General features: G+C 71.0%; 17 protein-coding genes. 11 read left to right on the top strand and 6 right to left on the bottom strand.

Going from position 1 to position 19,397, the window contains the following annotated elements:
* The first annotated feature begins 6 nt into the window (after window positions 1-6).
* Both PA27867_RS12310 and PA27867_RS12315 read left to right on the top strand, forming a co-directional pair.
* Window positions 7-486 (top strand): PPOX class F420-dependent oxidoreductase, encoded by a 480-nt coding sequence (locus PA27867_RS12310; RefSeq protein ID WP_066596725.1) that lies wholly within the window; start codon window positions 7-9, stop codon window positions 484-486.
* Window positions 483-2,624 (top strand): RecQ family ATP-dependent DNA helicase, encoded by a 2,142-nt coding sequence (locus PA27867_RS12315; RefSeq protein ID WP_066596728.1) that lies wholly within the window; start codon window positions 483-485, stop codon window positions 2,622-2,624. Before PA27867_RS12310 ends, PA27867_RS12315 begins: the two co-directional genes overlap by 4 nt.
* A 23-nt stretch (window positions 2,625-2,647) precedes the next feature.
* On the opposite strand, the gene PA27867_RS12320 is transcribed toward PA27867_RS12315, so the two are convergent.
* A complete protein-coding gene (locus PA27867_RS12320; protein WP_066596734.1) occupies window positions 2,648-3,676 on the bottom strand; it encodes an ADP-ribosylglycohydrolase family protein in 1,029 nt (342 codons plus the stop codon).
* 271 nt (window positions 3,677-3,947) lie between these two features.
* Between PA27867_RS12320 and PA27867_RS12325 the strand changes: the two genes are divergently transcribed.
* The 5 genes from PA27867_RS12325 to PA27867_RS12345 all read left to right on the top strand — a co-directional run bounded on the left by PA27867_RS12325 (window position 3,948) and on the right by PA27867_RS12345 (window position 7,507).
* Entirely contained in the window at window positions 3,948-4,772 is an 825-nt protein-coding gene (locus PA27867_RS12325; protein ID WP_084021093.1) for an amino acid ABC transporter substrate-binding protein, read from the top strand.
* Between the two features lie 20 nt (window positions 4,773-4,792).
* Entirely contained in the window at window positions 4,793-5,437 is a 645-nt protein-coding gene (locus PA27867_RS12330; RefSeq protein ID WP_066599842.1) for an amino acid ABC transporter permease, read from the top strand.
* Window positions 5,424-6,233, top strand: a complete 810-nt coding sequence (locus tag PA27867_RS12335) for an amino acid ABC transporter ATP-binding protein (protein WP_066596738.1) — start codon at window positions 5,424-5,426, stop codon at window positions 6,231-6,233. The genes PA27867_RS12330 and PA27867_RS12335 overlap by 14 nt, the downstream gene beginning before the upstream one ends.
* Before the next feature lie 60 nt (window positions 6,234-6,293).
* Window positions 6,294-7,013 carry a Pr6Pr family membrane protein gene (locus PA27867_RS12340; RefSeq protein ID WP_084021095.1) on the top strand — a complete coding sequence of 240 codons (720 nt, stop codon included), beginning with the start codon at window positions 6,294-6,296 and terminating at the stop codon, window positions 7,011-7,013.
* A 95-nt stretch (window positions 7,014-7,108) separates the two neighbouring features.
* Window positions 7,109-7,507 carry a hypothetical protein gene (locus tag PA27867_RS12345; RefSeq protein ID WP_066596740.1) on the top strand — a complete coding sequence of 133 codons (399 nt, stop codon included), beginning with the start codon at window positions 7,109-7,111 and terminating at the stop codon, window positions 7,505-7,507.
* 3 nt (window positions 7,508-7,510) lie between these two features.
* On the opposite strand, the gene PA27867_RS12350 is transcribed toward PA27867_RS12345, so the two are convergent.
* The 4 genes from PA27867_RS12350 to PA27867_RS12365 form a co-directional block, all read right to left on the bottom strand.
* On the bottom strand, window positions 7,511-7,876 hold the full coding sequence (locus PA27867_RS12350) for a DUF2834 domain-containing protein (RefSeq protein ID WP_066596742.1): 366 nt from the start codon (window positions 7,874-7,876) through the stop codon (window positions 7,511-7,513).
* A 24-nt stretch (window positions 7,877-7,900) separates the two neighbouring features.
* Window positions 7,901-9,169 (bottom strand): S1C family serine protease, encoded by a 1,269-nt coding sequence (locus tag PA27867_RS12355; RefSeq protein ID WP_066596744.1) that lies wholly within the window; start codon window positions 9,167-9,169, stop codon window positions 7,901-7,903.
* Between the two features lie 75 nt (window positions 9,170-9,244).
* Complete coding sequence (locus PA27867_RS12360) at window positions 9,245-12,280, bottom strand: AAA family ATPase (RefSeq protein ID WP_066596746.1); 3,036 nt, start codon at window positions 12,278-12,280, stop codon at window positions 9,245-9,247.
* Complete coding sequence (locus tag PA27867_RS12365) at window positions 12,277-13,416, bottom strand: exonuclease SbcCD subunit D (protein ID WP_066599848.1); 1,140 nt, start codon at window positions 13,414-13,416, stop codon at window positions 12,277-12,279. Before PA27867_RS12365 ends, PA27867_RS12360 begins: the two co-directional genes overlap by 4 nt.
* Window positions 13,417-13,561: 145 nt before the next feature.
* On the opposite strand from PA27867_RS12365, the gene PA27867_RS12370 reads away from it, so the two are divergent.
* Window positions 13,562-14,299, top strand: a complete 738-nt coding sequence (locus PA27867_RS12370) for an SDR family oxidoreductase (protein ID WP_066596748.1) — start codon at window positions 13,562-13,564, stop codon at window positions 14,297-14,299.
* Window positions 14,300-14,319: 20 nt separating this feature from the next.
* On the opposite strand, the gene PA27867_RS20665 is transcribed toward PA27867_RS12370, so the two are convergent.
* Entirely contained in the window at window positions 14,320-15,264 is a 945-nt protein-coding gene (locus PA27867_RS20665; protein WP_157109211.1) for a hypothetical protein, read from the bottom strand.
* A 313-nt stretch (window positions 15,265-15,577) separates the two neighbouring features.
* Here PA27867_RS20665 and PA27867_RS12380 point away from each other — a divergent pair, with 313 nt between their 5' ends.
* Genes PA27867_RS12380 through PA27867_RS12390 form a run of 3 tightly spaced genes read left to right on the top strand, consistent with a single transcriptional unit; the run spans window position 15,578 to window position 19,382 of the window.
* Complete coding sequence (locus tag PA27867_RS12380) at window positions 15,578-16,366, top strand: DeoR/GlpR family DNA-binding transcription regulator (protein ID WP_066596752.1); 789 nt, start codon at window positions 15,578-15,580, stop codon at window positions 16,364-16,366.
* On the top strand, window positions 16,363-17,334 hold the full coding sequence (locus PA27867_RS12385; RefSeq protein WP_066596754.1) for a 1-phosphofructokinase family hexose kinase: 972 nt from the start codon (window positions 16,363-16,365) through the stop codon (window positions 17,332-17,334). Before PA27867_RS12380 ends, PA27867_RS12385 begins: the two co-directional genes overlap by 4 nt.
* Complete coding sequence (locus tag PA27867_RS12390) at window positions 17,331-19,382, top strand: PTS fructose transporter subunit IIABC (RefSeq protein WP_066596759.1); 2,052 nt, start codon at window positions 17,331-17,333, stop codon at window positions 19,380-19,382. The genes PA27867_RS12385 and PA27867_RS12390 overlap by 4 nt, the downstream gene beginning before the upstream one ends.
* The last annotated feature ends 15 nt before the right edge of the window (window positions 19,383-19,397 follow it).

Raw genomic sequence — 19,397 nt, forward strand, 5'->3', positions numbered from 1 at the left:
GAGGGCATGGCCAGAAACATCGCGACCTCCACCACCGTCCCCCTGTCCGAGATGCTCGCGTTCGTGCGCCCCCGGCACCGGATGCTCCTGGCCACCACCCGCACCGACGGCCGGCCGCAGATGTCGCCGGTCTCCGGCGGCGTCGACGACGAGGGCCGCATCGTGATCTCCTCGTATCCGTCTCGGGCGAAGACCCGCAACGCCGAACGCGACCCGCAGACCTCGGTGCTGGTGCTCTCGGACGAGTGGGACGGCGCCTGGGTGCAGGTGGACGGCACGGCCGAGATCCTGCACATGCCCGAGGCCGGCGACGGCCTGGTCGACTACTTCCGCTGCGTAGCCGGCGAGCACCCGAACTGGGACGAGTACCGGGAGGCCATGACGCTGCAGGACAAATCGCTCATCCGCATCACCCCCACCAGGTGGAGCCCGATTGCCACGGGCGGCTTCCCGGCCGACGTCGCCGCCCGGCTCGACGCACTGTGACCAGCAGCTCCGTGACGGCCACCAGGACCGCCGCCCTCGAGATCCTGCGCACCCTCGTCGGCCGGCCGGACGCCGACTTCCACGAGGGCCAGTACGAGGCCATCGAAACTCTCGTCGACCACCGGCGCCGCGCCCTCGTGGTGCAGCGCACCGGTTGGGGCAAGTCGGCGGTCTACTTCGTGGCCACCCTGCTGCTCCGCCGTCAGGGCACCGGCCCCACCATCCTGGTGTCGCCGCTGCTGGCGCTCATGCGCGACCAGGTGGCCGCCGCCGCCCGGGCCGGCGTGCGCGCCGTGTCGATCAACTCCGCCAATGCGCACGAGTGGACCGACGTGCTCGCCGCGCTTCGCGCCGACGAGGTCGACGTGCTGCTGGTCTCCCCCGAGAGGCTCAACAACCCGTCCTTCCGCGACGAGCAGCTGCCCGCCCTGCTCGAGCGGGCCGGCCTGCTCGTGGTCGACGAAGCGCACTGCATCTCCGACTGGGGCCACGACTTCCGGCCTGACTACCGGCGGCTGCGCGACCTCATCGCGGCCATGCCGGCCGGGGTCCCCGTGCTCGCCACCACGGCCACGGCCAACAGCCGGGTGGTGACGGATGTGGCTGAGCAGGTTGCGAGGGGGGTCTCGACAGGCTCGACCGACGATGTCGTCACCATCCGTGGCCCGCTCGCCCGCGCGTCGCTGCGCCTCGGCGTGCTGCGGCTGCCCGACTCCCGGGCCCGGCTGGCCTGGCTGCTCAGCCACCTGGCCGAGCTGCCGGGCAGCGGCATCATTTATACCCTCACGGTCTCCGCCGCCGAAGACACCGCGCGGCTGCTGAGGGAGGCCGGGCACGCCGTGCGGGCCTACACCGGCCAGACCGACACGACCGAACGCGAGGAGTCGGAGGGGCTGCTCAAGGCCAACCAGGTGAAAGCGCTCGTGGCCACGAGCGCACTGGGCATGGGATTCGACAAGCCCGACCTGGGCTTCGTGCTGCACCTGGGCGCCCCCAGCTCCCCCGTCGCCTACTACCAGCAGGTGGGTCGTGCCGGCCGCGCCACCGAGAACGCCGACGTGCTGTTGCTGCCCGGTGTGGAAGACGAGGCGATCTGGCAGTACTTCGCGACCTCGTCGATGCCCAGCCAGAACCAGGCCGAGGCCGTCCTGGCCGCGCTGCACGCCAACGGCGGCGCCCCGCTGTCGACCCCGGCCCTCGAGGCCCGGGTGGACCTGCGCCGTTCCCCGCTGGAGCTGCTGCTCAAGGTGCTCGACGTGGACGGCGCCGTGCGCCGGGTCAGCGGCGGCTGGGTGGCCACCGGGCAACCGTGGGTCTACGACCGGGACCGGTACGAGCGCATCGGCGCGGCCCGCCTCGCCGAGCAGAACGCCATGCTCGACTACGAACGCATCACCGGTTGCCGCATGGAGTTCCTGCAGCGCGCCCTCGACGACGACACCGCCGTACCCTGCGGCCGCTGCGACAACTGCACAGCGCCCTGGTATCCCACCGACGTGTCGGCCTCGGCCGCGAGCACCGCCGGGTCGGCCCTCGACCGGGTGGGCGTGGCCCTCGACCCCCGCGCCCAGTGGCCCACCGGCGCCGACCGGCTGGGCGTGAGCGCCAAGGGCCGCATCGACCCTGGCGACCGGCTCCTCGGCGGCCGTTCGCTCGCCCGGCTCACCGACCTGGGCTGGGGCAACACCCTGCGCGACGTGTTCGCGCCCGGCACCCCGGATGCGCCCGCCTCGGCGGCGCTCAAGGCCGCCTGCGTCCGGGTCCTCGCCGAATGGGGCTGGGCCGAGCGGCCCGTCGGCGTGGTGGCCATGCCGTCGCGCTCGCATCCGCAGCTCGTGGCCTCGGTGGCCGCCGAACTCAGCCGGGTGGGCCGGCTGCCCCTCCTGGGCTCCCTCGACCTGGTCGGGACGGGGCCGACGGGCGACTCGGGCGGCAACAGCGCCTACCGGCTCTCCAGCGTCTGGGGAGGCTTCGAGGTGGGCGCAGAGCTCGCCGCGAGCCTCGCCGGGGCCACCGGTCCGGTGCTGCTGGTCGACGACCTCGCCGACAGCCGCTGGACGCTCACGGTGGCCGGGCGGCTGCTGCGGCGCGCTGGGGCACCCGGCGTGCTCCCGTTCACGCTGGCACTGCGGTCGTAAGGCGGGTCAGACGCGCAGGCGCCTCACCTCACGACGTGGAGCCGAAAGCTCTCCCGTTCGCCCGCGTCGTTGGTGTCGTGGCCGTGCGCGGCGAGCACCGACAGCCGCACGAGGTCGGCCCCGCGCAGCCCCGGCCAGCCCTGCACAAGGCGCCGCCACTCGCTCGGCACCGCCGCCAGGCCCCACCGGGCGGCCAGCAGGGCGCCGGCGACGCCCGCCACGGCATCGGTGTTGCCGCCTCCACGCACCGCGGCCTCGACGCCCCGGCGGTAGTGGCCGGCATCCGAGGCGTCGGTGTGCACGATGGCCGACCAGGCGCCCTGCAGCGCCTGCACGACCCAGCCGTTGCGGGTGAAATCGCGCGGCTCGCGGCGTTCGGCGTGTCCGATCCGCGCCGACCAGAGCTCCCGCCGGCCCGGCGACAACGTGCCGAGGCCCACGCGCAGGTCGAGTTCGCCCTCGAGCACGGCGTGGCGGATCGCGAGGCCCCAGAGCACGCAGGCGTCCCCGGCATCCGTCTCACAGTGTGTGAGTTCGCTCAGCCCGCGGGCGGCGTCGGCGAGGGCGTCGGCGTCGTGCAGGTAGGCCAGAGCCACCGGGGCGGTGCGCAGCAGGCACCCGTTCCCGGCGCTGCGGCCGATGCGTTCGTGCTGGTCGCGAGCGGCCCGGCGCACCGCCGCGGCGGTCGGCTCCGAGTTCCGGCGCCCCGAGTCCGGGCGCCCTGATTCGGCCGACAGGGCGGCCGCCAACTGGGTGCCGGCGAACGGCGCGGTCGTGGACCAGTCCACCCACTCGGCCACGATGAGGTCGAGGGTGGACTCGTCACGCAGGTCGAGGCCGTCGGCCGCTGCCCGGGCCACGGGGACCGCCAATGCGGTGTAGTCGGTCCACTCCCCGCGCGCCCAGTGCGCACCGCCACCGCCGCGCATTCCCACCGCCGCGGTGGGCGGCATCGGCCCGGCGAAGTCGTACCCGGCGCCCAGTGCATCGCCGCAGGCCATGCCGAGCAGGACCGCTGACGAACGATCGTGTTGGTGGATCGACAGTTTCATGCGTACTCCTTCGGGTTGAGTGCGACCGCGGCAGCATATGCCGAAAGCCGATCCCCCGACAGGTGCCGGGCCGCGCCAGAACGGGGGCCAGAGCCGTCATGTGGCGACATCGGAATATCACCGGGGCCGCCGGACTTGTTAACCTCGGAGTATGCCTTTCCGGCCAGTACAGCGCCGGAAGCAGCCTCTCGACCAGCGTCAGCACCACAGCCACCAGCACAGCCACCAGCACGGCCACAAGCCAGCGATCAGCAATTGGATGAACATTCACATGAAGCGCCACCTCGTCTCCGCCACCGTCCTCACCCTCGCCGCCGCGGTGGCCCTGGCCGGCTGCAGCGCCTCCGCGAGCGACTCCAGCGGCGCCGCCGGCTCCACGACCGGCACGGACGACTCGCTGAGTTCGGTACTCGAGTCCGGCACGCTCACGATCGGCACCGAAGGCACCTACCGGCCCTTCTCGTACCACGCGGACGGCTCCGGCGACCTCACCGGCTACGACGTCGAGGTGGCCACGGCCGTCGCCGACCAGCTGGGCGTCAAAGCGAAGTTCGAAGAGACCCAGTGGGACGCCATCTTCGCCGGCCTCGAGGCCGGCCGGTTCGACACCATCGCCAACCAGGTCTCGATCACCCCCGAGCGTGAGGCGGCCTACGCCTTCTCCGCCCCGTACACCTACTCCACGGGCGTCATCGTGGTGCCGTCCGACAACACCTCGATCACCTCCTTCGACAGCCTGAACGGAAAGACCACGGCCCAGTCGCTCACGAGCAACTGGTACACCCTGGCCACCGAGAGCGGCGCCACCGTGCAGTCCGTGGAGGGCTGGGCCCAGTCGGTCGCCCTCGTCGAGCAGGGCCGCGTGGACGCCACCGTGAACGACAAGCTCACCTACCTCGACTACAAGAAGCAGACCGGCGCATCCGGCCTCAAGATCGCCGCCGAGACCACCGACCGGTCGGAGAGCGCCTTCGCCTTCGCCCAGGGCGGCACGGCCCTGGCCGACGCCGTGACGGATGCTCTCGCCACCCTGAGCGCCGACGGCACCCTGGCCGCGATCTCGGACACCTACTTCGGGGCCGACGTCTCGAAGTGAGCCAGTCCACCTGGCAGTTGATGCTCGATTCGCTGTGGCCATTGCTCCACGGCGCCATCACGGGAACCATCCCGCTGGCACTGTCGTCGTTCGCGATCGGGCTGGTGCTCGCCCTCGGGCTGGCGCTCATGCGCCTGTCGCGACGGCGTTGGCTCTCCTCGATCGCCCGCGTCTACATCTCGGTGGTGCGCGGCACACCGCTGCTCGTGCAGCTGTTCGTGATCTTCTACGGCCTGCCGTCGCTCGGCATCGTGATCGACCCGTGGCCCAGCGCCATCGTGGCCTTCTCGATCAACGTGGGCGGTTACGCGGCCGAGGTCATCCGCGCCGCGATCCTCTCGGTGCCCAAGGGGCAGTGGGAGGCGGCGTACATGATCGGCATGTCGCACCGGCGCGCCCTCACCCGGATCATCCTGCCGCAGGCCGCCCGGGTGTCGGTGCCTCCCCTGTCGAACACCTTCATCAGCCTGGTCAAGGACACCTCCCTGGCCTCCCTGATCCTGGTCACCGAGCTGTTCCGTGAGGCGCAGCAGGTGGCCGCGTTCAGCCAGCAGTTCATGGCCCTGTACCTGGAGGCCGCTCTGCTCTACTGGGTGATCTGCCTGGTGCTCTCCAGTGGCCAGGGAGTGCTCGAGAAGCGATTGGACCGCTATGTCGCCCACTGACCCACCCACCGACCAGAATCTCCTGACCGTCCGCGGCCTGCAGAAGAGCTTCGGCGCCAACCGGGTACTCACCTCGATCGACCTCACGGTGGCTCGGGGCCAGGTGCTTGCCCTGATCGGGCCGTCCGGTTCGGGCAAGACCACGGTGCTGCGCTGCCTGAACGGGCTCGAGGTCGCCGACGGCGGCCGCATCGAGATCGTCGGGGCGGATGCGGCGGCCACGGCCATCGACTTCGACGCGGCGACCGCCGCTGGCAAGCCCGTGCCCCGAAAGGCCCTCGGCGCCCTGCGCGACCAGTCGGCCATGGTCTTCCAGCACTACAACCTGTTCCCGCACAAGACCGTGCTGGAGAACGTGATGGAGGGTCCCGTCATCGTGCAGCGGCGCCCGCGCGCCGAGGTCGAGGCCGAAGCCCTCCAGCTGCTCACCCGGGTGGGACTGATCGACAAGAAGGACAGCTACCCGTTCGAGCTCTCCGGTGGCCAGCAGCAGCGGGTCGGCATCGTGCGGGCCCTGGCGCTGCGCCCGGCCCTGCTGCTCTTCGACGAACCCACCAGCGCCCTGGACCCCGAGCTTGTGGGCGACGTCCTGCGCCTGATCAAGGAGCTGGCCGCCGAGGGCTGGACCATGGTCATCGTGACCCACGAACTCGAATTCGCCCGGGAGGTGGCCAGCGAGGTCGCCTTCGTCGACGGCGGCACCATCGTCGAGCACGGCGACCCGCGCCAGATGCTGCGCAACCCGCAGCACGAACGCACCCGCCAGTTCCTGCACCGGCTGCTGTTCCCTTTCTAGCCTCGTCAGCTCCAGCCTGTCCAACCGGGCGGGCCGGGGGCGGTGCCCTAACCTGATCAGATGAGTTCTGCAGCCCCCGCCGAGGCACCGATCGACAGCCTGACCGCCCGCCAGACGGACCGTCCGACCCCCGTACGACGCACCGTGGGAGTCCTGCGGATCGTCCTGGCCCTGGTGGTGCTGGCGGCGATCGTCACCCAGATCAGCGACGAGCTCCTGCACGACGCCTTCGACCCGGCCGCCTACTTCGGCTACTTCACCATCCAGTCCAGCCTGATGAACGTGGTCGTCCTCGCGGTCGGCGGCGTCCTCGCCCTCCGCCTGGCCGCCGAGCCCGAGCTGCTGGCCCGGGTGCGGATGTCCACGCTCAGCTACGCCGTGATCACCGGCGTCGTCTACAACCTGTTGCTGCGCAACCTGCCGGCGGACGGCAGCTACGTGGGCATCAGCTGGCCCAACGAGGTGCTGCACGTCTGGGCGCCCGCCCTGATCCTGCTGGACTGGCTGTTGGCTCCCGGGCGCCCGGCCCTGGCCTGGAAGCGCATCTGGTTCGCGCTCATCTACCCGCTCACCTGGCTGGCCTACGCGCTGCTGCGCGGCACGTTCACCGACTGGTGGACCTACCCGTTCCTCAACCCCGGCGAACCCGGCGGCTGGCCGTCCGTGCTGCTCTACATCCTGGTGATCGCCGCCGTCATCATCGGCATCTCGGCCGGCGCGATCGGCCTGAGCCGGCTGGGGCGCCGCGAAGGCACCCGGTTGGCCCCCGACCTGGCCTGATCCGGTCGGCCTGATCCGGTCGGTCTTCACCTCCCGTTCACCCCGATGGCGCAGACTGTCCCGATTCGCACGTTCGTGAACTTCGGGAGGGCACCATGACCAGTCCAGTCACAGACTCCGGCCGCATCGGCGCCGGCGGCGCATACGCCGACCTCATCGCCCACGACGGCCACCTACTCGCCGGAGCCGTCGCGGTGATAGCCGCCGGCGACGGGCCGCTCGTGGTGCACGGCCCCGGCGCCGAGCACCACACCGGGCTGGTGCTCGCCCTGGCCTTCCTGGCCGCCGGCGTACCCGAAGACGAGGCCGTGGCGGCGGCGCTCACCGCCGAACCGCATCCGGCTGCGCTCCGCCAGGCCCTGGCCGATGTCGCCGCACTCGGCGGCGTAGAGCCGTACCTGTTGCGGAACGGGCTCACGGTGACCCTTTTCCTCGCCCTCCGCGAGCGTTTCGCGGGCGACGACGCCGGTTTCGCGGCGGGGGATGTGAGCTGAGGGCTACCGGCCGAGCACCAGCCGGCGTTCCCTCAACGCGAGGAACAGCGGGAAGACGAAGGCGAAGGCCGTCACCAGGCCGAGCACGACGTAGGCCCAGCCTGCCCGCATGCCCAGGCGGCGGGCCTCGACGATGACCAGGATGCTGCCGGCGATGGCCGTGACCAGCAGATCGGTGGTGAGCGACGAAACGGCCGGTCCGCTCATGGTCCAGTCGCCGATGAAGTCGCTGGCCTCGGCGATCGCCTGGATGTTCCAGGTCCAGGTGCCGATCAGGCCCACGATGGCCAGTGCCAGGTAGACGAAGACGAGGGTGGTCCAGCCCGCGCTGGCTGGTCGGGCGGTGGGCTCTGTGTGTGGGCTGGTCATGAACACAGTGTGCCGTGATCTGAGTCAGGCCGCCGGGCCGGCGATGAGCGCGGCGGCGGCGCTGTGCGTGACGCCCGAGGCATCCACCCAGTCGATGGTCACGGTGTCGCCCGGGCTGTGGGCGGCGAGCAGCTCGGACAGCGCCGTGGCCGTGGCGACGGCGGTTCCGTCGACGGCCGTGATGGTGTCGCCGGCGGCGAGGCCGATCGTGGCGGCCGGGGTGTCGGCGATGACGCCCGCGACGCCCGCGCCGGTGCTGGTGGTGGTCCTGGTTGAGCCGGTCGAGCTCAGGCCGATGCCGAGGAAGGCGGGGTAACCGACGGTGATGGTGTCGGTGTTGATCCCGCTGGCCACCGCGGCGTCGATGGTGTCCACGATCTCGAGGACGTCCTCGATCGGGATGGCGTAGCCGGTGATGGTGGTGCTGCCCGAGGAGGCGGCGGTGTCGATGCCGACCACCTCGCCGTCGGCGTCATAGAGCGGCCCGCCGGACTCACCCGACTCGATGTCGGCATCCACCTCGATGAGGCCGGTGAGGTCTTCGGCGTTCGTGCCGTCGGAGTCCTGTGCGGTGATGGACTGCTCGAGGCTGAGCACGGTTCCCGCGGCGGCCGTGAGGGTTCCGGTGCCGCCGGCGTTGCCCACGCCCGTGACCGCGTCGCCGACGGCGACCTCGCCGGAGGTGTCGAGGTCGGCCGTGGCGAGGCCGCTCGCGTCGACGAGTTCGAGCACGGCGATGTCTTCGGTGGCGTCGGTGCCGACGACCTCTGCGGTGTATTCGGTGCCCGTGGAGACCACGGTGACGGTGATGCTGGTGGCGCCCTCCACGACGTGGTTGTTGGTGAGGATGCGGCCGTCCGAGGTGAGGATGAGCCCGGTGCCGGCGGCCTCGGAGCTCTCGTAGCCGAGCACGGTGTCGATGACGACGACACCCACGGACTGCGCGGCCGTGGCCGCGGTGGTGTCGAGAGTGGTGGACCCTCCCCCGCCGGAGCGGACCGACGGGGCGCCGGAGCCCTGGGCGCCGTACCCCTGGGCACCGTATCCCTGGCCACCGTAGACCTGAGCAGTGGGGTCCTGGGTGGTGGCGGTGGTCTCCGACCGGGTGGTCGTCTCGGCCGCCGCGGCGCTGCGCTCGATCGCGCGGGCGGCCGAGTACAGGCCGGTTCCCGTGGCGCCCACCACGAGCGCCGCCGCCAGGCCCATGGCGACGATGTCGCCGGTGCGCCACCGCGGACGGTGGTGGGTCTCAGGTGCCGGGTGGCTCTCGGGTGCCGTGCCGGGCTCGCTCATGACTGTGTCCTTTCCTGGGGCGACCGGGAACCGTTCGCGTCTGGAATCAGACAAGCCGTCGAAGCTATGGAGGAGCTATGACAGAGCCACGGAGCTCCTGTCGATCTCGCTGTAGCCCTGGGGCGTCACCCGGATCTGCAGCTTCGCCGGGATCTGCTCTTTCATCGACTCGACGTGGCTGATCAGGCCGATGGTGCGCCCGCCGGCCCGCAGACTGTCGAGGGTGCTCATGGCCGTCTCGAGCGTTTCGGCGTCGAGGGAGCCGAATCCCTCGTCCACGAAAAGGGTGTCCAGGGTGATGCCGCCGGCCTGGTTGGAGACCACCTCGGCCAGTCCGAGGGCCAGGGCGAGCGAGGCCAGGAAGGTCTCGCCGCCGGATAGGGAGTGCGTGGCCCGCGCGCGTCCGGTGTGTTCGTCGCGGATCGCCAGGCCCAGCCCGGCCTGGCTGCCCCGGTACTGCAGGGCGTCGTCGTGTTCGAGGGCGTAGCGGCCGCCGGTCATGGTGCGTAGCCGGTTGTTGGCTGCCGCGATGATCTCTTCGAGCTGGGCCGCGAGCACGTAGGTCTCGAGCTTCATGCGCTTGGTGTTGGGGTCGTCGCCGTGCACCACGGCCGCGAGCTGGCGCACCTGCGCCTGCGTGGCCAGCAGGTCGGCGGCCCTCTCCAGGCGGGCGCGCGCATCCGCCACCAGAACGGTGAGCGCCGTGCGGCGCTCCCGCAGCGACTCGCGCCGGGTCAGGGCCTCGTCGCGTGCGACGGCGGCTGCGTCCCGGACGTTCCGCAACGGCTCCAGGTCGATGGGGTCGTCGGGCAGTCCGGCGAGATCGGGTTCGGCGAGCACACCGCGGGTGGCGGCGAGCTCGTCGTCGTAGGCCCGGATGCTGCGCTCGTGCCGCTCGACCGCTGCGGGTGCCAGGCGCGCGGCCACGGCCTCGGCCTCATCGGTGAAGCCCTCCTCGCCGAGCTGGCGGCCCAGGGCGTCGGTGGCGGCTCGTTCGGCGCCGCGGGCCGTGGTGGCGGCGGCCAGGGCGTCGGCCAGTGCCCGGGCGGCGTCGAGTTCGGCCTGCAGCCGGTCGGACCGGTCGGTGACGCTGTCGAAGCCGGCCCGGTGCAGGCGCACCCGGGCGGCCAGGGCGTCCCGCTCGCTGCGCTGCCCGGCCAGGTGCACCGTGGTCTCGTCCCGCGCCAGCTGCAGCGGGGCCAGGGCGGACTGGGCCTCGTCCTGGTCGGCGCGGAGCCGGGCGAGTTCGGCTTCGAGTCCGGGGATGCGGTCGCGGTGGCCGGCGGCCGTGGCCAACGCCTCCTGCGCGGTGCGGAGCGCGCCGTCGAGGTCGTCGGAGTCGCGGTTTCCGGCGCGCGTCTGCGCCTCGGTGAGCAGGGTCGCCACGGTCTGGGAGGCTGCGCGGGCGTCGTCGACGGCGGCCTGGCGCTGGGTCATCAGGCGCCGGGCGGCGGCCAGGTCGGCCTCGGTGACCGGCTCGGTTTCCTGCGGCTTCGGCGCGGGGTGTTCCGTCGACCCGCAGACCGTGCACGGTTCGCCGTCGACGAGTCCGGCGGCCAGCTCGACGGCGAAGCCGCCCAACCGGCGGTCCACGAGATCCTGGTAGGCCTGGGCGGCGGCGGTGTTCGCGGCCACGGCTTCACGCTCGGCCCGGTGCACGCCCACGAGCTCGGTGTTGAGCCTCTGCATGTCCTCGGCCGCGGCGAGGGCCTCCTTCGCCCGCGCCGCGGCGACCTCCGCGGTGGCGACCTGGGCGCCGCCGAGGCTGGCCACGGCGAGGGCGTCGGTGGCGGCCACGATGCGTTCCGGCAGGGCCAGGAGTGACAACCGGGCCTGCTCAAGGGCTTCGGACTGCTCGGCCGCCTGCTGCTCGAGGGCGCTGATCTGCGCTTCGAGCTGCGGCAGCCGAATCTCGTCGGCGAGTACGTCGGCGAGGCCGCCGAGCTGGCGGAGCCTGTCGTCGATCACCAGAGTCAGGGCGGCGGCATCGCCAGCAGAATCGGCATCCACATCGCCATCAGCATCCGCGAGAAGTCGCTGCCAGGCCGCCCGTGCTGTGGCCTCGATGCCGTCGGCCGCGGTGACCTGCTCCCGCGCATCCGCGAGGGCGCGCACCTGCGGCCAGACGCGGGCGGCCCGCTCGGCCAGGCGCAGGGTCTCGCGCACGGCGGCGATCTCGCCGGCGCGTTCCTCGAGGGCGGTCAGGGTGCGCTCGGCGGTGTCCCGGCGGTCCTGGCGGCGGCGTCGGTCCTCGGCGTCCGCGCAGTCGAGCGTGGCTGTCGCCAGCGCGGCGGCGGCGGTCTCGGCCCGCCGGGTCGCCGCGGCGAGGCGGGTCTCCACGGTGTGCAGTCCGGCCACGAACCAGTCCAGGTCGGGCCGATCGGGGCCGGACAGATCAGCGTCGTCGGCATCGGGGGCGTCGGCATCCGCCGTGTCATCCGCCCGGTGGAGCTGGCGCAGCGCGGACTCCACGAGGGCGGCGATGTCGCGGTTCACGGCGGTCAGGTCGTCGTCGAGCACCTTACGGCGCGAGATGAGCACGGCCTCGAGCTGTTGGAACCGCAGCGTGCCGAACAGGGTGCGGAGCACCGTCAGCCGGTCGTCGGTCTTGGCCAGCAGGAACCGCTGGAACCGGTTCTGCGCGAGCAGGATCACCTGCAGGAACTGATCCTTCCGAAGCGGCAGGATCAGGTCGAGCTCCTGGGCGACGTCCACGGGCTTGGCCGCCAGGCCCTCCCAGCCGTCGGCGCCGAGCCGCTCGAGCCGGGCCTCGGGTTTGGCCGGTGTGGTGCCCGTGCCGCGCTTCTTGGGCTTGTCGTAGGCCGGGGTGCGGTAGAGCCGGTAGGTCTGGGCGCCGAGGGTGAACTCGACCTCCACGAAGCTCGGGTCGTCGGGGTCGCAGTGGTCGCTGCGCAGGCGCAGTTCGCTGCCGTCGAAGCGGGGTACCGACCCGTAGAGGGCGAAGCAGATGGCGTCGAGGATGCTCGACTTGCCCGCTCCGGTCTTGCCGGTGATGAGGAAGATGCCGTCGGCGTCGAACGTGGTGAAGTCCACGTGTTGCTCGTTCTTGTACGGCCCGAATCCGGCCAGGCGCAGCCGCGTGATCTTCACGGCGACGCCACCTCGGCCAGCACGTCGGCGACGAGGTCGTGCTCGAACTCGGTCAGGCCCACACCATTCCGCACGAACTCCAGGAACCCGTCCACGATGTCCCGGTCGCTCTTCTGGTGCACGCGCGCGGCGTAGCTCGACGCATCCGCCGTCACCTGCACCGTGGGCCGGTGCTCGAGAGTGACGCAGTAGGGGAACCGCTTCTGCAGGGTGCGCATGCCGTCCAAGGGACGCACCCGGTCGGTGAGCACCGCTGCGACCCAGTCCTGCTCGGCGGCGGCGAAGGTCTCGTCGGTGACAAGGTCCTCGAGGTCGCCGGTGAGCACGGTCAGGCGGCGGGGCACCGGCAGGTCCACCCATTCCACCTCGGCCAGGCCGGTCTCGTCGAGGTCGACGAGCCAGCCGCCGCGGGGCTTGTCGGCCTCGGCGAAGGAGTAGTGCAGCGGGGCGCCCGAATAGCGCACCCGGTCGGTGATGCGGGCGCGGCCGTGGATGTGACCGAGTGCCACGTAGTCGGGGCCGTCGAAGACCGCGGCGGGCACCAGGTCGAGGCCGCCGGCGCTGATGTCGCGCTCCACGTCGCTGGCCGACACACCGGCGGCGAAGCAGTGCGAGAGCACAACGGAGCGGCCGCCCCGTTCGGCCAGGTCGGCCCGTACCTGGCGCATGGCCAGCCCCAGCACCTGCTCGTGGGTCTTGAGGAGTTCGTCGGGGTAGTGGTGGCGCACCAGCGCCGGCTCGAGGAACGGAATGCCGTAGAAGTGCACCGGACCGTGCTCGTCGTCGATGCTGACGGGCGTGCGGTACTGGTCGAACCGGGTGATCACGTGGATGCCGGCCAGCGCGGTCCACTCCGACTGGAAGCCCAGACGCGTGGCGGAGTCGTGGTTGCCGCTGGTCATGACGACGCGGGCCCCGGTGGCGTGCAGCTTGGCGAGGGTGCCGCCCAGCAGGGCGTAGCTGTCGGCCGAAGGCATCGCCGAGTCGAAGATGTCGCCGGCGACCGCGACCACGTCGACGTGCCGGTCGCGCACGATTTCGACGAGGGCGTCGAGAACGACGCGCAGGTGGTCGAGGGTCTGGTGCGTGTGGAAGGTGCGCCCGATGTGCCAGTCACTCGTGTGCAGGATCTTCATGTCGTCCACGCTACCGCCGGCCACCGACACGGCCCGTCCGGCACGGCGGGGTGGCCGGGGACGCGTGTACATTGCCCGGCAACAGGACAGTACCGACAGGAACAGACCGACAGAAACAGGACCGAGATAACAGGGAGGCAGCACCATGGCACGTGTCAGCGGGAAAGTCGCACTCATCAGTGGTGGGGCACGGGGGCTCGGAGCCGCCATGACCCGGCGCCTCGTGGAGGAGGGCGCGCGGGTGGTCGTGGGCGACGTGCTCGACGAAGAGGGCGGGGCCCTCGCCGCCGAGCTCGGCGACGCCTGCCGGTATGTGCACCTCGACGTCACGCGCGCCCAGCACTGGGACAACGCCGTCGCGGCGGCGGTGTCCGAGTGGGGCGGTCTCGACGTGCTGGTCAACAACGCCGGCATCGTGAACTTCGCTTCGATCGAGGAGTACACCCTCGAATCCTGGAACAGCATCATCGCGATCAACCTCACCGGAGTGTTCCTGGGCATCAAGGCCGCCGTTCCGGCGATCATCCGCTCGTCGGCGGGGTCGATCATCAATGTCTCGTCGACCGCCGGGCTGCAGGGCTACGAGGCCCTGCCCGGCTACGTCGCCGCCAAGTACGGGGTGCGTGGGCTGACCAAGGCCGTGGCGCTGGATCTGGGCAAGTACAACGTGCGGGTGAACTCGGTGCATCCGGGCGCCATCGCCACCCCCATGACCGAGGGTCTCGACCTGCCGCAGAAGCACGTAGCGCTGCACCGGGTGGGCCAGCCCGTTGAGGTGGCGAACCTGGTTCTCTTCCTGGCCAGCGACGAGTCGAGTTTCTCCACCGGTGCCGAATTCCTCACCGACGGCGGCGAGCTGAGCGGCCTCGCCCACTACGAGTAGAGCCGTCACGGGTAGCGCCGTCACGGGGCCCACCCGCGGTCCCGCAACCGACGGGCAATGCGCGCCACCAGGGCCGCCGGGTCATGCAGGTCGTCGTCGGTGAACTGCAGTACCTGCCAGCCGTTGTCTTCGAGGCGGCCGACCCGGCGGATGTCCGATCGCCACTGCGCCCGATCGGTGCGGTGGTGGTCGCCCTGGTACTCGAGGAACAGCTTGTACTCGGGATAGACGAGGTCTCCGCGGCCCAGGAAGCGGCCCTGGGGGTCGAACGCCCGGTAGTTGCACTCGGGTTCGGGCAGACCGGCGAGCACGATGATCACGCGGAGCACCGACTCACGCGGCGACTCCGAGCGGGTGCGCAGCAGCGGCAGTGCGGCCCGGGCCCGGGCCAGGCCCCTGCGGCCGGGGTAACGCGCCAGCGCGTCGGCGAGCTCACCCCGGGTGAGAATCGGAGACTCCCAGTACAACAGGTGGTCACCGACGGCCACCAGCTCTGCCAGGGTGAGCAGCGCCGCGAGATCCAGCCAGGTGCGCGCCGGACTGGTGAGACGCAGCGGACCGCGGTCGACGAGATCGTCCGGATCGATGCGCAGACTGTGGCCGACGACATCGCGCCTGTCCATGGCCGGAGCCGGGGCAGGGACGCCGACATGAACCGGACGCACTCGCGCAAACCGGGACGGCACGGGCAGTCGGAGTAGGCGAGCGGCCGTGCCATGGGTGAAGAAAGCGTCGGGAGGCATCCGCACCAGGAGCGCCGTGCAGAGCCTCTCCAGCTGCGTGATACCGCCAACCTGACCGCCCGGCTCGTCCGGCGAGGGCAGCGCCGGGGTACGGATGCCCCAGAAGGGGCGGTCGAGGTCGCCGCTGCGCAATCGGGAACGGCTCACTCCGGCCTCGCGGGCGTCACCAACCCGAAAGGCACGGTCCGCCCAGCCGTTCGGGAGTGGTGTGCGTTCGGTCACCGGTCGAGGGTGCCTCAGATCATCGTCCTCCCGCCGAAGTTCTCCACACGTTCCGGGTTCATTTCGAAAGAAAGCACAGTTGCGGGGCCGTCACACCCTGCAAAGTTCCGAAGTCAGTGCCAGATGCGAGCTAAAACGCACCGAAACGATGCAGGAGAGGTCCCGGGAACTGTCGACCCGCATCCAGGGATCTTTGTTTGTCTGTGTTTTGGTTGACTTTCAAAAACAAACGGGTCTAAAGTCAGGCATAACAACTTTTCGCGCGGTTCCCCCCGGCCGCGCGCACCTGAGTTCTCACCGTCGAGGAGGCCCGATGTTCGCCGAAGAGCGTCAGTCGATGATCGCCGAGATGGTGTCCGACTTGAGCCGCGTCACCGTCAACGAACTCGCCGCCCGCTTCGACATCACCCCGGAGACCGTGCGCCGCGACCTCTCCGTTCTCGAGCTCAGCCGGCACCTGCGCCGGGTGCACGGCGGCGCCGTGGCGATCGACCGGCTGAGCATGTCGGAGCCCAGCCTCGAGGAACGCCAGACCCAGCGCCACGACGAGAAGGCGCGCATCGCCGCCGCCGCCCTCGACATGATCCCCGCGAGCACCACAGGGTCGATCATCCTCGACTCGGGCACCACCACCGAGCTGCTGGCCGACCGGCTGCTCGACTGGACCCCCGCCAACGGCGGCGACCAGCTCCTGGTCATCACCAACGCGCTCCCCATCGCCTACAAGCTCGCCGCCAACGAGGCCATCTCGCTGCAGATCCTGGGCGGCCGGGTACGCGGCCTCACCCGCGCCATCGTGGGCACCCGCACCACTCAGCAGCTCGACGCCATGCGCCCCGACATCGCCTTCGTCGGCGCCAACGGTGTGGCCGCCGACTTCGGCTTCAGCACCCCCGACTCGGTCGAGGCCGCCGTGAAGACCGCCATCGTGCGCTCCGCCCGCCGCGTCGTCGCCCTCGCCGACTCCTCGAAGCTCGACCAGGAAACCCTGGTCAGGTTCGCTGCTCTGAGCGACATCGACGCGCTCATCACCGATGCTCCCCCTTCCCCCAAACTTGCCGCAGCCCTGACCGCGGCGGATGTCGAGGTCGTAATCGCATGATCGTCACACTCACCCCCAACCCCAGCCTGGATCGCACCATCGAGCTTGCCGGCCCCCTCGCCCGCGGCGACGTGCAGCGGGCCGTTGACGCGCACCAGGAACCCGGTGGCAAGGGCGTCAACATCTGCCGCGCCCTCGAAGCTTCCGGTATCGAAAGCCTGGCGATCCTGCCCGGCGACCCCGAAGACCCGGTGCTGCTCGCACTCGCCGCCCAGGGCATCCCCCACCTCGGCCTGCCGATCAACGCCACCCTGCGCAGCAACATCGCCATCACCGAACCCGACGGCACCACCACCAAGGTGAACGAGCCGGGCCCGGCGCTCACTCTCGACCAGCAGAAAGCGCTGATCGAACTGGTCCTCGAGAAGGCCGAGGGCGCCTCCTGGCTGGTCCTGGCCGGATCGCTGCCGCCCGGAGTGCCCGACGCGTTCTACGCCGACCTCACCCGGGAGCTCAAGACGCGCTTCGGCGCCAACGCCCCCAAGGTCGCCATCGACTCCTCCGGCGCTCCCCTGGCCGCGGCCGTCGCCGCCGGCCCCGACCTGCTCAAGCCCAACGCCGACGAACTCGCCGAGCTCACCGGCATCTCCGACCCGGACAGCCTCGAGGCCGATCCGCACCTGGCCGCCCGTGCGAGCCAGACCCTGATCGCTGCCGGAGTCGGTGCCGTGCTGGCCACTCTCGGCGCCAAGGGCGCGCTGCTGGTCACCGCTGACGGCTACTGGCTCGCCACCCGTCCCCCGATCGTCGCGGTCTCCACCGTCGGCGCCGGAGATTCTTCGCTGGCAGGTTTCCTGCTGAGCGACCTGGCCGGGGCATCCGCTCCGGACTGCCTGCGACAGGCCGCCGCCCACGGCGCAGCTGCCGCATCCCTGCCCGGCTCAACCGTGCCGGCCCTCAACCAGACCGACCCCACCGCCGTCACCGTGACGGCATTTGCTACACATCCAAAGGAGGATGACCAGTGAGTGCACTGATTACCCCAGAGCTCGTCGCTTTGGACAAGAACCTCGGTGACGCACCGGCGACCGTGATCCGGCACCTTGCCGAGCTCGTGGCCGGCGCCGGACGGGCCACCGAGATCGAGGGCCTGTACGCAGACGCCCTCGCCCGCGAAGCGAAGACCTCCACCGGCATCCCCGGCGGTCTCGCGATCCCCCACTGCCGGTCCGCCGCGGTCACCGAGCCGACGCTCGCCGTCGCCCGTCTGTCCCAGCCGGTCGACTTCGGCTCCGCCGACGGCCCCGCCGACCTGATCTTCATGATCGCCGCCCCCGAAGGCGCCGACCAGGACCACCTCAAGATCCTCTCCAAGCTGGCCCGCTCGCTGATGAAGTCGGACTTCACCGCCGCCCTGCGCGCCGCGAAGACCCCCGAGGAGATCGTCACCCTGGTCACCGACATCGTCGCGCCGGTCACCGCCGCCGCTGGGGCGCACTCCGCCGCCAGCGCCGGGGCCACCACCGCAGCGCCCGCCGCCGCTCCGACCGGAGCCGGCACCACGGGAACGGCAACCGCCGGCACCCGCCGCCTCGTGGCCGTCACCGCCTGCCCCACCGGCATCGCGCACACCTACATGGCAGCGGATGCGCTCGTCGCAGCCGCCAAGGAGATGGGCATCGACCTGCAGGTCGAGACCCAGGGTTCCGCCGGGGCGACCCCGCTGGCCGCCTCGGTCATCGACGCCGCCGACGCCGTGATCTTCGCGGTCGACGTGGACGTGCGTGACAAGGCCCGGTTCGCCGGCAAGCCCGTCGTGCAGTCGCCCGTCAAGCGCGGCATCGACGAGCCCAAGAAGATGATCGAAGAGGCTCTCGCCGCCGTCGACAACCCCAACGCCCGCCGCGTCAGCGGTGCCGGCGCCGCGGCATCCGACTCGGTCAGCGAGAACGAGCACCTGGGCCAGAAGGTCAAGCGGGCCCTGCTGACCGGTGTCAGCTACATGATCCCGTTCGTCGCCGGTGGAGGTCTCCTCATCGCGCTGGGCTTCCTGCTCGGTGGCTACAAGATCACCGAGGTCGCCGACACCGTCGTGCTGCAGAACAGCCTCTGGAACCTGCCCGAAGGCGGCATGCTCATCTACCTGGGCGCCGTCCTGTTCAAGATCGGCGCCCTGTCGATGGGCTTCCTGGTTCCGGCGCTCGCGGGCTACATCGCCTACGGCATCGCCGACCGCCCCGGCATCGCTCCCGGCTTCGTCGCCGGTGCGGTTTCCGGCTTCATGGGTGCCGGCTTCCTCGGCGGCATCGTCGGTGGCCTGCTCGCCGGTGTCGCTGCGGCCTGGATCGGCTCGTTCAACGTGCCGCGCTGGCTGCGCAGCCTGATGCCCGTCGTGATCATCCCGCTCCTCGCCTCGATCTTCGCCTCCGGGCTGATGTTCCTGGTGCTCGGCGGACCGATCGCCTGGCTCACCGTCGCCCTGAGCGACTGGCTGAACGGCATGACCGGCGCGTCCGTAGTCATCCTCGGCCTGATCCTCGGCCTCATGATGGCGTTCGACCTCGGTGGTCCGGTCAACAAGGTTGCCTACTCCTTCGCCGTCGCCGGCCTCGGAGCGGCCACCCTGGCCAACCAGGCGCCGTGGCAGATCATGGCCGCGGTCATGGCCGCCGGCATGGTTCCGCCGCTCGCTATGGCCCTCGCCACCGTGCTCGACCGCAAGCTGTTCACCCCGGTCGAACGCGAGAACGGCAAGGCGGCCTGGCTGCTCGGAGCGTCGTTCATCTCCGAAGGCGCCATCCCGTTCGCCGCGGCTGACCCGCTGCGCGTGATCCCGGCAAGCATGCTCGGCGCGGCCACCACCGGTGCGCTGACCATGGCCTGGGGTGTCACGTCGAAGGCGCCGCACGGTGGAATCTTCGTGTTCTTCGCCATCGAGAACGTTCTGGGCTTCATTCTGGCCATCGTGATCGGCACGATCATCTCCGCCCTAGCGGTAATCGCGCTCAAGCGCTACGTCCGAAAGGCCCCGACTGCGGAGTCCATCCAGCAGAACAACACCCTGGTGAACGCCTAATATTAGGGGGCACCA

The organism is Cryobacterium arcticum (assembly GCF_001679725.1).
Taxonomy (GTDB): Bacteria; Actinomycetota; Actinomycetes; order Actinomycetales; family Microbacteriaceae; genus Cryobacterium; species Cryobacterium arcticum_A.

Excerpts from the sequence above, each read along its gene's own strand:
- PA27867_RS12310 (WP_066596725.1), top strand. The coding sequence starts at position 7 with ATGGCCAGAAACATCGCGACCTCCACCACCGTCCCCCTGTCCGAGATG.
- PA27867_RS12320 (WP_066596734.1), bottom strand. The coding sequence starts at position 3,676 with ATGAAACTGTCGATCCACCAACACGATCGTTCGTCAGCGGTCCTGCTC.
- PA27867_RS12325 (WP_084021093.1), top strand. The coding sequence starts at position 3,948 with ATGAAGCGCCACCTCGTCTCCGCCACCGTCCTCACCCTCGCCGCCGCG.
- PA27867_RS12330 (WP_066599842.1), top strand. The coding sequence starts at position 4,793 with ATGCTCGATTCGCTGTGGCCATTGCTCCACGGCGCCATCACGGGAACC.
- PA27867_RS12335 (WP_066596738.1), top strand. The coding sequence starts at position 5,424 with ATGTCGCCCACTGACCCACCCACCGACCAGAATCTCCTGACCGTCCGC.
- PA27867_RS12340 (WP_084021095.1), top strand. The coding sequence starts at position 6,294 with ATGAGTTCTGCAGCCCCCGCCGAGGCACCGATCGACAGCCTGACCGCC.
- PA27867_RS12345 (WP_066596740.1), top strand. The coding sequence starts at position 7,109 with ATGACCAGTCCAGTCACAGACTCCGGCCGCATCGGCGCCGGCGGCGCA.
- PA27867_RS12350 (WP_066596742.1), bottom strand. The coding sequence starts at position 7,876 with ATGACCAGCCCACACACAGAGCCCACCGCCCGACCAGCCAGCGCGGGC.
- PA27867_RS12355 (WP_066596744.1), bottom strand. The coding sequence starts at position 9,169 with ATGAGCGAGCCCGGCACGGCACCCGAGAGCCACCCGGCACCTGAGACC.
- PA27867_RS12365 (WP_066599848.1), bottom strand. The coding sequence starts at position 13,416 with ATGAAGATCCTGCACACGAGTGACTGGCACATCGGGCGCACCTTCCAC.
- PA27867_RS12370 (WP_066596748.1), top strand. The coding sequence starts at position 13,562 with ATGGCACGTGTCAGCGGGAAAGTCGCACTCATCAGTGGTGGGGCACGG.
- PA27867_RS12380 (WP_066596752.1), top strand. The coding sequence starts at position 15,578 with ATGTTCGCCGAAGAGCGTCAGTCGATGATCGCCGAGATGGTGTCCGAC.
- PA27867_RS12385 (WP_066596754.1), top strand. The coding sequence starts at position 16,363 with ATGATCGTCACACTCACCCCCAACCCCAGCCTGGATCGCACCATCGAG.